Source organism: Sorangium sp. So ce887 (genome assembly GCF_051521455.1).
Lineage (GTDB): Bacteria > Myxococcota_A > Polyangia > Polyangiales > Polyangiaceae > Sorangium.
The window spans coordinates 9616640-9628803 of record NZ_CP150354.1; the positions used below are offsets into that span (position 1 = coordinate 9616640).

11 protein-coding genes are annotated in these 12164 nt (G+C 71.2%); 3 read left to right on the forward strand and 8 right to left on the reverse strand.

All coding sequences use genetic code 11. The features are described from left to right. Positions 1 to 359: 359 nt before the first annotated feature. On the forward strand, positions 360 to 1616 hold the full coding sequence (locus WMF36_RS35985; protein ID WP_437575336.1) for a PAS domain-containing protein: 1257 nt from the start codon (positions 360 to 362) through the stop codon (positions 1614 to 1616). 166 nt (positions 1617 to 1782) lie between these two features. Next, a complete protein-coding gene (locus tag WMF36_RS35990) occupies positions 1783 to 2010 on the forward strand; it encodes an addiction module protein (RefSeq protein ID WP_437480338.1) in 228 nt (75 codons plus the stop codon). Between the two features lie 148 nt (positions 2011 to 2158). On the opposite strand, the gene WMF36_RS35995 is transcribed toward WMF36_RS35990, so the two are convergent. The 8 genes from WMF36_RS35995 to WMF36_RS36030 form a co-directional block, all read right to left on the reverse strand. Beyond that, a complete protein-coding gene (locus WMF36_RS35995; RefSeq protein ID WP_437575337.1) occupies positions 2159 to 3214 on the reverse strand; it encodes a glycosyltransferase family 4 protein in 1056 nt (351 codons plus the stop codon). Beyond that, positions 3205 to 4071: a PIG-L deacetylase family protein gene (locus tag WMF36_RS36000; protein ID WP_437575338.1), complete on the reverse strand. Its 867-nt coding sequence runs from the start codon at positions 4069 to 4071 to the stop codon at positions 3205 to 3207. Before WMF36_RS36000 ends, WMF36_RS35995 begins: the two co-directional genes overlap by 10 nt. 330 nt (positions 4072 to 4401) lie before the next feature. Beyond that, a complete protein-coding gene (locus WMF36_RS36005; protein ID WP_437575339.1) occupies positions 4402 to 5289 on the reverse strand; it encodes a glycosyl hydrolase in 888 nt (295 codons plus the stop codon). Beyond that, positions 5286 to 6095, reverse strand: coding sequence for a TIGR04290 family methyltransferase (locus WMF36_RS36010; RefSeq protein WP_437575340.1), 810 nt, complete (start codon positions 6093 to 6095; stop codon positions 5286 to 5288). Before WMF36_RS36010 ends, WMF36_RS36005 begins: the two co-directional genes overlap by 4 nt. A gap of 11 nt (positions 6096 to 6106) precedes the next feature. Beyond that, a complete protein-coding gene (locus WMF36_RS36015) occupies positions 6107 to 6835 on the reverse strand; it encodes a nucleotidyltransferase family protein (protein ID WP_437575341.1) in 729 nt (242 codons plus the stop codon). A 25-nt stretch (positions 6836 to 6860) separates the two neighbouring features. Further along, positions 6861 to 7931 carry a CgeB family protein gene (locus tag WMF36_RS36020; RefSeq protein ID WP_437575342.1) on the reverse strand — a complete coding sequence of 357 codons (1071 nt, stop codon included), beginning with the start codon at positions 7929 to 7931 and terminating at the stop codon, positions 6861 to 6863. Positions 7932 to 8113: 182 nt separating this feature from the next. Then, on the reverse strand, positions 8114 to 9073 hold the full coding sequence (locus WMF36_RS36025; RefSeq protein ID WP_437575343.1) for a DUF4202 family protein: 960 nt from the start codon (positions 9071 to 9073) through the stop codon (positions 8114 to 8116). A 195-nt stretch (positions 9074 to 9268) separates the two neighbouring features. Further along, the gene (locus WMF36_RS36030) at positions 9269 to 11014 is read right to left on the reverse strand and encodes a hypothetical protein (protein ID WP_437575344.1); all 1746 of its coding nucleotides are present in this window, start codon (positions 11012 to 11014) and stop codon (positions 9269 to 9271) included. A gap of 292 nt (positions 11015 to 11306) precedes the next feature. Here WMF36_RS36030 and WMF36_RS36035 point away from each other — a divergent pair, with 292 nt between their 5' ends. Continuing rightward, a complete protein-coding gene (locus WMF36_RS36035; protein WP_437575345.1) occupies positions 11307 to 12164 on the forward strand; it encodes a CvfB family protein in 858 nt (285 codons plus the stop codon).

A 12164-nucleotide genomic window follows, 5' to 3' on the forward strand; every position in this document is an offset into this window, starting at 1 on the left:
GATCTCGAGGCCCGGCGCGATCCTGCGCCACCGCTCGGCTGTTACCTGGTGAATGCTGGCGAGGTCGGTCGTCCTTCGCTCGAATCGCACCGGACCTCGAAAGATCCAGGACGTCGTCCGGTACCGCGAGCGCCGCGTACGGACCGTCACCCCCGTCGGAACGGTGCGTCATGTCGCTCGGACCGGCCGTCGCGTGCGTCGGAACGAGCCGTCAGGTGTGGTGGAACACCCCGCCGTGTGGCCCGCGATGAGAGCCACGAGCTCGCTCGCCGCTCCACCGATCACGCAGGGCGGCACCGAATCCTCGTGCCACACGAGCACAAAAATCGGATAGATGTGAACGAGGAGGGAGCGGACACATGAAGGATACGCCTGTCTCGAGCAGCTCGAGAGCTGCGCGAGCAAAGGGGCCGGAGGGCGCGCTGGTCGAGCGGATATTTGATGTGGCGCCGACCCTCCTCTGTGTCCTCGATCTCAGGGACAGGCGAATCGTCGCCTGCAATCGCGCGTTCGTCCGGGCGCTCGGGATCGGCGATGAAGCGACGGAAGAGCTCGGCTGGGATACCCTGCTCTCTCGCGTCCACCCCGAGGATCTCGGCGCGTCAGCGGTTTACGTGGAGCAGCTCAGGGCGGCGCGAGACGGCGAGCCCATCGGGTGCTCGCTGCGCGCGCAGGGCGCCGGAGGAGCCGGGCGCGTCTTTGCCGTGCGCTGCGTGGTCCTCGCGCGCGGCGACGACGGTGAAGCGCATCAGGTCCTCGTCTCGGCCGAGGACATCACCGAGCGAGAGCGGCGCGAGGTGGAGCTGCAAAAGAACGAAGCGCTGTTGCAGGCGTTCCTCGAGCACATGCCTGCCATGATGTTCGCCAAGGATCGCGACAGCAGGTACGTCGTGGCCAACGCTCAGTTCGAGCGGTTCATGGGCGTTGCACCGCGCAGCGTCCCTGGCAAGCGAGACCACGACATCCTGCCGGAGGACATCGTCGCGCAGGTGAAGGCCGCGGACGACCAGGTGAGGAATACCGGGCTCGCGACGGGATTCGAGGAGATCGTCCCTCACCCTACAGAAGGGTTGAGGCTGTTCTATTCCGTCAAGTTTCCCGTCCAGGGTCCCGGCATCCCGGAGGGGACGGTCGGGGGCGCGGCCATCGACATCACGGCCCTCAAGCAGGCGGAGGCCGAGCGCCAGGAGGCCCAGCAGGCGATCATCGCGGCGCAGCAGGCGACCATCCGGGAGCTCGCGACGCCGCTCTTGCCGATCGCCGACGGGGTGCTCGTCATGCCGCTCATCGGCACGATCGATCCCGAGCGGGCGAGCCGGATCATCGAGGCGTTGCTCGCCGGGGTCGGCGCGCACCAGGCGACCATCGCCATCATCGATATCACGGGGGTGAGATCGGTCGACGCCCGGGTGGCGGAGGTGCTCTTGCAAGCCGCTCGTGCGGTGAGGCTGCTCGGGGCGAGGGTCGTGCTCACGGGCATTCAACCGGCCATCGCACGGATGCTCGTCGACCTCGGTGTGGACTGGCAGGGCCTCGTCACAGAGGCCACGCTGCGTGGCGGCATCGATTATGCGCTGCGGACCCGGGAGCGCAGAGGGGGTCGTCTCGCAGGCTGAGCGCTGTCAGGCGGCGCGGCGCTCCGCGATGCGCCCGCCGGAGCCGCTCGGGTGCGACGACGAGGGGAGTTCGTCGCGCGCGTGACCGGGGCTCGACCCTGCGCGGCGCCCGGGGGCGCCTCCTGCCGCTCCCTCCGCTGGCCGTTAGCGTGCTACCTTCCAGGGTATGAGCACCGCCCGAAAGCTCCTCCAGGAAGCGCTCGAGCTCGATGAACGAGAGCGAGCGACGCTTGCGCTGGAGCTCATGGATTCGCTCTCGCCGCCCGATGCTCGCGACGAGGCGGCCTGGCTCGAGGAGATCGAGCAAAGGGCGTGTCGAGCGCTGTCCGGGCAGTCGCCAGGCGCCGACGTTGACGATGTGGTCGATCGCATCGAGCGCGATCTGGGCCTGTGAGGACGGCGCGGCTTGCGCCACCGCGGACGTCGTTCACGTGCTCGCGGTCGCTCACCAGCACCGTGCGCCAGGGTACTGGCTCCATCGAGTGCGTCGATGATGGCCTCGTGATCGTGTAAGCCACCCAGCCCGCCTCGCCGCGCCCCGCTCACCCCTCGCGCAGGATCCGGCGGTACGTCTCCAGATAAGCCGCCGCCGTCCTCGCCGCCGAGAAGCGCTCCTCGGCCGCGCGGCGGCACTCGGCCGGGTCGAGCCGGTCCACCGTCGCCATGGCCTCGGCCATCTCCCCGGCGCCGTCCACAAGGTACCCCGTCCGGCCGTGCTCCACGATCTCCGGCAGCGCGCCGGCGCCGCGGAGCGCGATCACCGGCGTGCCCGAGGCGAGCGCCTCCATGGCGACGAGGGAGCTGGTCTCCTGGACCAGGCTCGCGACCAGCAGACACCGGGCCGCCCCGAGCAGACGGCGCTTCCGGACGAGGCCGACCGGGCCCAGGAAGCGCCGCACCGGCCCGGCGCCGCCCAGCATCGGCAGCAGGACCTCCCGGAGATACCGCGTGTGCTCCTCGTAGCCGAACGCCTGCCCGGCGATGAGCAGCGGCGACCCGGCGCGGACCGCGGCCTCGACCGCCACATGAACCCCCTTCTCCGGGCAGATCCGGCCGAGCGCGAGCGCGAAGCCGCGCCGGTACCGCCTCGGCCGGTAATGCTCCAGCCGGACGCCGTTCGGGATCTCGGGCAGGAGCCGCGCCCCCGGCGGACAGGCGCGTCGCTGCGTCGCGGAGACGCAATGGAGGAACGTCCTCGGGCGCTCGATCCGGAACACCGCCGGCGAATAGAAGCTCGGCGGGAGATGCAGCGTCGCGAGCACGGGCACGCCGGGCTCGGGCAGGTAGCGATCGAAATCGACGCCGTGCAGGTGGACGAGGTCGATCGGATACCGATCCAGCGCCCGCGCCATGGCGCTCCGGTGGTGGCGCCAGGCGTGCTCCCTGGCCGCCTCGTCGAGGACCGCGCCCGGCGGAGGCGCGGGCGTGGCGACCAGCGTCCCGGCGCACGACGAGCCCTCCGGGGCGACCACGATCGACCGGTGGCCTCCGCGCGAGAGCGCCTCGTCGAGCATCGAGAGCACCTGCTCGGCGCCGCCGACGGCGTCCGGTCCCACGGGCGCCAGCGGATAGCCGACGTGCAGGACCGTCAGAGACACGGCTCACGCTCGAGGCCGAGGAGCGTGAGCGTCTTCACGGCGAGCTTCCGCCAGCGCGCGCCGTCGATCGGAAAGCCGAGGCGCTCGTAATGGAGCGCCCCGTCGTGCGGAGGCCTCCGGAAATCGTAGGCGGGCGCGGGCCGGAAACGCTCGACCTCGGCGGCGAACGGGGCGAGCGTCTCGCGCTGGCTGGTGAAGCAGGCCAGCATGGCCCGCTTGCGCGACGCCTCCTCGTCCGAGAGCCGGAGGGCGATCTCGGGGACGCCGAGGTGCGCAATGAACTCGCCGGTGACGAGATGACCCCGCGCGGCGTGGTACGAGGCCGCCTCGAAGATCAGCGGCGAGGTGACGCCGTTCCAGAGGGCGAGCACCGCGGCCGAATGCACGGCGAGCGCCGCCGCGTCGTGATCCGGATGGCCGCCTTCGTACGGGTGGGTGAACACCACCTCGGGCCGCGTCCGGGCGAACAGATCGAGGAGCTTCCGGGCGAGGCTCGGGGCCTCCTCGATGGCCTCCTGATCGACCGCGCCGAGGCACCTGAGCCTCGACGCCGGCACGTTGCCCAGGGCGAGCGCGCGGGCCACCTCCTCGCGCCGGAGGGCGGTGTAGCGCTCGCGCCCGATCTCGACGAGCTCCGGCGGCATGAAGCGGCTGTCGCGGGGCGCCCCGTCGGTCACATGGACGACCTCGATCGGGTGGAGCCGGCCGATCCGCGCGCCGAGCCCGAGGGTCTCGTCGTCCGGATGGGCGACCACGACGAGGCAGCGCGGCGCCCGCCCCGACGAGAGCCACGAGAACGGCGGCCACGCGAGCTCCGGCGGCGTGCGGCCCTGGCTGCGGAGCGCGGCGAGGTTCACGACAGCGCCTCCCTCGCCACCATGAGCCCGCCGCAGGGCCCGGCGCGCCTATCGGATCCCCCCGAGGAGCCGCCGTGCTCCTCGGGCCTCTCTCGCTTCGGGCTGCTCGCAACGTGGGACATGAGCCACCTGGAGTGCGTAACGTCCGGTCATCCGGGCGCAGGACTCGGCGATCTCCACCCTACCAAACGGCTACGCGGCGCGCCAGATGGGCGCGTCAATCGCGGACAGACGAACAGGCGAGCCCGGACGAAGCTGTAAGGACAGCCCGCAGGCGGCACGGACGTGTGCCGACAAAGCGAGACACGGGTCTCTCGGCCCACACGCCGCCTAACCTACATAGCGCCGCGTCATGCGGGCACAGAACTCGGCGAACTCCTCGATCCGCTGCGGGGGGCTCGTGTGGTGCGGCCGGACGCCGGCGTGCTCCGGGGTGAAACAGTAGGTCAGGGTCACGTCGAACGGCTCGAGCGCCTTCATCTGCCGGTCGAACCACGCCTCCGCGCCGGGGCGGAGGCTGTCTGCCCAGCTCAGGCCGGTGCGGAGATGGCGCACCCCGAGCTTCTTCAGCCACTCCACCGCGTCGTCCAGCCGGTGATCCTCGAAGTGGAACCACTGGCACAGACCGAAATCGGGGGTGCACTCGGGGAAGAGCCGGAGCGCGCGCTTGGGCGCCCCGTCCTCGCGGAGCAGGCCCATGTAGAAATGCCGGTAGTACGACGAACCCTCGGCCTCGCGATGCCGGGTCGTCGCCGGCCACGCGCGCGGCAGATCGTAGAGGCTGTACCAGTGGACCCGATCCACCTTGCCGCGGAGCAGCTCGGCGCTCCGCCGGAGGCCGAACTCCTGCACCTCCTCGGCGCCGAACGTGGAGACGCCGATCTCGGTGATCCAGAGCGGCTTGTCGGTCACCGCGCGGATCTCCTCGAGCTTGCTCGGCCACTCGTGGAGCTGCCAGTGGTTCCAGTCGAGCGGGAAGCCGTGCACCGCGACCACGTCGACGTGATCGAGCACGCCCTGACGGCCCATGTTGGCGATGAACCCGGGATCGATCGGCGAGATGCCGCCCAGCACGCGGGGCAGATGAGGGCGCTCGCTCCGGATCGCGTCCGCGGCGAGCTTCACCATCGACCCGTACGTCGTCCACTCGGGATCGATCTCGAAATCCCAGTGCGACTTGTTGTTGGGCTCGTTCCAGAGCATCACCGCTTCGATCATCCCTGCTCTCCCTTCATGCCGGCTCGCCTGCCCGGGTAGACCGCGCCCGGCGCGCCGTCCGCCTTCTCGCGGCGGCGGCAGATGTACACCTCGGGCTCGGGGTGATTCACGATCTCGAAGCCGGCGCTCCGCAGCATCGCCTCCGCGCAAGCGCGGTTGGGCACCCACCAGTTGGTCGGGTCGTGCGAGTAGCTGTGCTCCAAGAAGTGGAGCCGGGGATAGCCCGCCTCATCGAAGATCCGCTTCTCGGAGAAGGGATAGTCCTCCTGGAGCGGCGTCACCTCGGCGCTGCCGCGCTGCATGCTCTGGAAGACCAGCGTCTGCCCGACCACGTGCTCGTGCAGCAGATCGAGCGCGAGCAGCGGGTGGCGGAGGTGGTACAGGACGCCCATGAAGAGCACCAGATCGAAGCGCTCTCCCAGGCTCCCGACGTCGTAGACGGAGACGTTCCGGAACTCGATGTCCGCTCCGGAGACCTCCGCGGCGAAGCGCGCCTGCGCCAGGTAGTCGTCGTCGCTGTCGATCCCGAGGACCCGCGCCGCCCCGCGCCGCTTCATCTCGAGCGAGTAGAAGCCCGCGTTGCAGCCGATGTCGAGGACCGTCTTGCCCGTGAGATCCGCCGGGATCGCGTGGGCGAAGCTCTTCCACTTGAACGCGGGATAGTCGCCCAGGAAATGGTCCGGCGCCGTCTTCACCCCGCCGAGATCGATGTTGTGGAACCACTGCCCGAGCCCGCGCACGCGCTCCTGGATCTGCTCCCGTGTCCACTTCGCCGCTCTGTCAACGCTCCGCACGCTCCTCTCCATCGCTCCTCCGATCACTCGACCGCGCCGCTGAGGAGCTGGATGGCCTCGCGGTAGCCATGCAGCGTCCCCACGTCGACATACGCCTCGCCGGCCCGCACCGCCCGCGCGCTGCCGCCGCGGGCGAGGTACTCGTTCACCAGCGTCCCGATGTACGGATCCGTCCGCCCGCGCTCGCACCAGAGGTCGTGGAGCTCCCGCATCACCGCCCCCGTGAGCTTGAAGGCGCCCCAGACCCACCGCGAGCGCGCGCCCCGCTGCTTGACCTGGATCTCGAGCACCCTGCCCTGCTCGTCGGTGACCACCGCGTCGAAGAGCTCCGGGTGCTCGACCGGAAAGAGCAGGAACGAGAGGCCCCCGCCGTCGAGCGAGCGGAGCCCGTGCTCCGGGAACCAGACCGTATCGGGGAGCCCCACGAGGACCTCCTCCTCCGGCTGGAGCCAGGGGAGCGCACGGAAGATGGCGTCACAGAGCCCGGCGGCGACCGGCTGCACAACATAACAGATGTGCGCCGGGCCGACGCTCGCGCCGTAATACTCGACGATATCCGACTTGCCCGGCGAGATCACCATGCAGATCCGGGTCGCGCCGGCGAGGATCATCCGATCGATGAGGTACTCGCTGACCGCGCGCGGCCGCTCCACGTCGCCGTCCCTGCGCGTCCCCACCGGGAGCAGCTCCTTCGAGAACGCGAGCGGCTGGATCCTGCTCCCCAGACCCGCCGCCGGAATCACTCCCCACATCGTCCTCTCCTTTCGTTCCATTCCTTCATCGAGCCGTGACCGACTCGAGGATCGCCACGAGCTCCGCCGCGCGCCTGGCCGCCGTGTGCTCCGCGAGCACCCGCTCGCGCGCCGCGCGGGCCATGGCCGCGACCTCGGCCGCCGGCCGCGAGAGCGCCGCGACGGCCTCGTCCGTGGTCGTCGCCACGAGGATCTCCTCTCCCGGCGTGAAGAACCGGTCGAGCCCCTCCCAGCTGTCGCTCAGGATCGGCGTCCCGCACGCGGCCGCCTCGAAGAGCCGCCCGGAAGGACAGTACCCCATCGCCGCCATCGCGCCCCGGGTGACATTGAGCGTCAGCGGCGAGGAGCAATAGAACGCCGGGTGATCCGGCGGCGCCACGTGGCGCATGGTATAGATGTTCTCCGCCCACGGGAAATTCTCGGGGTAGAGCGAGCCGCCGATGACGAACCGCTTCTGCGGCAGCCGCCTCGCCGCCTCGAGAAAGAGGGCAGAGAGCGCCTCCTGCCGGTCGGCGGCGTACGTCCCGAGATACGAGAGGTCCCCGCGGAGCTCCTCCCGCGGCGCGACCGGGCGGTGCACCTCGGGGTCGGCGCTGCCGTAGAGCGGGAACACCCGCCGGGCGCCGAGCTTCGCCCGGAGCTGATCGAGCGCCGCGCCGCCCGTGTAGCTGAGCACGCAGTCGAAATCGACGAGGCCCCGCGGGCCGATGTACCCGACCGACTGCCCCGCATCGAGCCGATCCAGGGTCACCGGCGTGTCGAGGTCATAGAAGACCTTGAGACCGCGCGACTCGAGGACCACCTCCGTCGCCGCGCCGCCGTCGGGACAGTACGAGGTCACCATCGCCGCGTCCGCCTCCCGGACGGCGCGCCGGGCCTCGGGGAGGATGTCGTCGAACGAGGTGTAGAGCCGGAGCTCGTTGCCGTGCGAGAGCGAGCATAGATCCCGGTGCGCGGCATAATACGGAGCGTCACGCTCGAAGAAGGTGACGCGGTGCCCGGCCCGCCCGAGGGCGTCGATCACGCCGCGCCACAGCGTCGCGTGGCCGTTGCCCCAGGACGAGCTGATCGTCAGACCGAAGATGACGAGCCTCATGGCGAACCGGCCCTCCTCTAGAGCGGCAAACGGGTTGAAACCCCGAAAAAAAGCAGAAATTTCACAGGGAGGCGAGGAGGCGGGGAGCGAGAGACGGCAAGAGGGAGAGATTCTTTTTTTTCTTCCTCCCCGCCTCCCCGCCTCCCTGTGAAATTTCTCCCGGTTTCAACATGATTGGTGTTCTAGGCCTGTGTCTCCGCCGGGGCAGGAGCCGATGTCCGCCTCGGCTCGCCGAGGACCATCGCCTCCACCTCGGGGCGGCAGCGGATGCGCGGCAAGAGCGCCCTCGCCTCCGGCCGGAGGCGGCGGAGCGTGTACGCCACCTTGGCGCGGGTGTGCTCGGGACCGTAGTAATCGACGAATCCGGCGCTGTTCAGCGAGAAGAATGAGAGCGCGTCGGCGTCGTTGAGCAGGGCGAGCTCGGCGTCGTCCCCCGGCCGCTCGTGCGACCCCACCAGGGCGCCGATCCGGTCGAGGACCTCGGGCGGGAGCCCGACCCCGGCGAGCGCGGCGCACGCGAGGGCCGCCCCGCGCCGCGCGTGCTCGTCCTTGAAGGCCTGGTAGTCCGCGGCGCGGTGCTCGATCCGGACGTTCGCCTCGGAGACGAGCCGCTCCACGTCATGGAAGAGCGCCGCCGCCTGCGCGGCCACGCCGGCGCGCGGATCGAGGCGGAGCATCCATTGCCAGACGTCGATCGCATGATCGTAGTCGGCCCGGACAAGCGGCCTGTCGAGATCGTGAAGCTCCCGGTGCCGCCCGAGGACCCGGGCGAAGACCGCGGTCGCCGAGGCGAGGTTCCTCCTGCGGATGAAGCGCTGACAGCGGGTGAGGACCTCGTAGGCCGCGCGCGCGGCGCTCTCGCGATCGAGCCCCTCGAGCCGGAGGCCGAAGGGGCCGCGGGCGTCGAGCGCGTGCAGGTGGGTGTCGAGCGCCCACAGATCGAGCGCCGAGGCGCGCCAAGCGCGGGCGTCGACGGCGGCGTGGGGCTCGTCCTCGGGCGGACAGGGGGCGTCGATCGCCACGCCGGGGAACTCCCGGGAGAGCGCCGCCCTGTCGGAGGCGGAGAGCAGCGGTGGACCGGAGGCCGACAGGTCATCGCTGCTCGATGGGGAGCCGGCGACGAGGATCAAGCGCTTCAGCATGTACTTGCGTTCTCGGATCAGCCACGGGCGCTTCGCCCGGAGCAGCTTCCAGAGACGGCTGCCGCGGACGAACGAGGGGTGAGTCGCCGAAAACCTATCTCTACAGGGCCCGCCGCACCATTGCGGAAATCCCGCAGAGCTTGGTCGGGAGAGAAATGGGGGCGAGACGAGATCGCCGTAGCGGCGACGGCGGCGCTACCCGAAGGCGCTCGAGGGGGCCGTGGGGCCGAGGACCTCGATCAGCGCCGCGCGATAACGGTGTCGCGCCGCGACGAAGCGACGCGCCTCGGCCTCGTCCGGGAGCGACGCCGCGGCCATCGCCGCATACCCCAGGCGCAGGAGCGAATAGGCCAGTAGATACGCGGGCAGGCGTCGCTCGGGGTCGTCGCCGGAGCGGCGCCGATACCGAGCGAGGAAGGCGCGCCGGGCATCGGGCGCCATCCGCCACTCGAGGATGGCCCCGGCGAGATCCCAGGCGATGTCCGCCGGGCCAGGAAGGAAGTGATCGTCGCCGTGGCCCGATGCGTCCACCTTGAAGAGCTCGCCCGAGGCGGACCCGAGCCACTCGTGAGGATCCATCTTGCCATCGACGAGCACGGGACGCGCGATCTCCAGGTAGAGCTCACCCGCAAGGTCATCTCCCATTTCTGTTGAGAAATTGGTGCGCGCCATCGCAATGAGCTCGTCGGTCACGGGGCTCGGGACGGGGAAGGCCGAGGCGCGGAAGGCGCAGTAGTCGGCGAGGCGCTCCAGCACGGCGGCGGACAGATCGCCTGCCTGGAGCGGCCGGCCGGGGAGCCACGGATACGCGAGGAAGCCCTGCCCCTCGTCGCGCGGCTCCGGACCGAAGCCGGCCTGAGCGACGCCGCGAGCCCGCTCCAGGCACTCGGCCCCATAGCGGCCCATCCCTTCGAACTTGAGAATCCGGCTGCCGTCACGGGAAAGGCACTTGAGGCGCTCCATGGACGTCCAGGACGGCGGCCAGCGCGACTCGTTATCATAGCAGCGGCGGCGCCACGCCCCGGCGCCGATGAACTCGCCTGCATCGCCCGGGAGCTGCGTCCCGCACTCGACGCGCTCCGCGCGGAAGGACCGCCAGCGGCGGGCGCCGTCGGGCGCGACGAGCGCGTCGGGATCCGCCGCGCGGGAGCCGAGGAACACGACGTTCCCGCGCGGGACGCCGGCGCCGACGAGGGCATCACCGGCGGAGAGGAACGAGGAGCCGCTGAAGCCGGGCCCCTCGTCGGCGACCCAGAACTGCGCTCCCTCGGCGATGCCGTCCTGGACCCACCGGAGCTCCCGGGCGCCGAGCTCGACCCGGCGATCGTAGGGGTGTCCCGACGGGCGCACGGTGATGCGCCCCGCCCGGAGCCCCTGCCGGCGGAGCGCCGCGGCCGTCACCGCGCTCAGGGTGGTGCCGATGCTGCGGATCCCGACGACCCGGACCGGCGCCGGCGGGGACGCGAGCCGCTCGGCGAGCCGGGCGAAATCGAGCGGATGGAGCGCATAGAAGGAGAACCCTTCGGGCGGCGAGGTCCGGGCCGTCGCCGGGACATCGATCACCGCGAGCGCCGCGAGGGCCTCGGGCGTGGTCAGACGTCGGACCGTCCGTGGCCAGACGTCGGACCGTCCGTGGTCGGACGTCGGACCGTCCGAGATCGCGAGCGCGCCCGCGTCGTCACCGCCGACCAGCATGGCGGCGAGGTCGTCGGTGAGCCCCGCCAGCAGGGAGGCGCTGCCCGCGCCGGCGTCAGCGAGGATGGATTCGAGCTCGCCGGCGCGGATCAAGGCGCGGAGCACGACCCCGCGGCCGCGATCCGCGCCGGCGGGCGCGGCGAGCGCCCCGAGGTCGTCCGCGAGCTCGGCGACGAGCCGCCGCCCTGGGACGTCGCGGCGGCCACTGCGGAACACGTACATGCTGTATCCGGAGCTGTCGGTCATGGAGGGGTCCGCCGGGATCGGCTCGCAGGCCGGGCCGGCTCTCATGAGCTCGCCCGAGCCGCACGAAGCGGTGCTCGCAGCCCGGCCCGCGCACCGGCGTGGTGCTCGGTCTCCCGGGCTGCTCCCGCTGCGTGGGGCGGGCGGGAGGCGATGCCAAGCGGGGCGCGCCGTAGCGCCGGCGCCCTCGGGTGCAAGCGCAGATCGGGAACCCGGTAGTCTCGTATTCCTTGTGGCCAACGACGCGCCCTATGGCCGACGACGCACCGCCCGGCCTGTGCAAGACTGCGCGCCGATGCCCTACGACGATCTCCTCGGACGCGTGGTGACCCTGCCGATACGGCGGTTCGGCCCGCCCGGCGCGTTCCTCTCGCCCGATCCGGGCGACCTGCGCCCGAACGCGCCGGTGCTCCTCCTGCCGGGCGGCGAGGTGCCCGAGGGGGCGAAGGAGGGAGACGAGCTCGAGGTCTTCGTGCACCTCGACTCGGAAGATCGCCCGATCGCGACCGTGCGCCGGCCGAAGGTCGCGCTCGGCGAGGTCGCCTTCCTCGCGGTGACCGACGTGGCGCCCTTCGGCGCGTTCGTCGACTGGGGCCTGCCGAAGGAGCTGCTCGTGCCGCACGCGGAGCAGACGCGCGATCTGCGGGTCGGACAGCGGCACCCCGTGGGGCTCGTCGTGGACAGGACCGGGCGCCTCGCGGGGACGATGCGCGTGAGCGAGATGCTGCGCGACAAGGGCGAGTTCGATCTGGACGAGTGGGTCGAGGGCGAGGCGTGGCGCAACGAGCCGGAGCTCGGGCTCTTCGTCATCCTCGAGCGTCAGTTCGTCGGCCTGGTCCCCGCGGACGAGCCGCACGCGCTCGCCCGCGGCGAGGCGGCGCGGTTCCGCGTGACGAGCGTGCTGCCCGACGGGAACGTCGAGCTGTCGCTGCGCGGCCATGCGCACGAGGAGCTCGAGAGCGACGCGCAGAAAATCCTCGCGGGGCTCTCTCGCCTGGGCGCCCCGCGGGTCGGCGACCGCTCGAGCCCGGACGAGATCCGGGCGATCTTCGGCCTGAGCAAGAAGGCGTTCAAGCGCGCCGTGGGCCGCCTCCTGAAGCAGCGCGCGGTGGCGGTCGACCCCGAGGGGTTCCTCGTCCCGCACCGGCGCTGA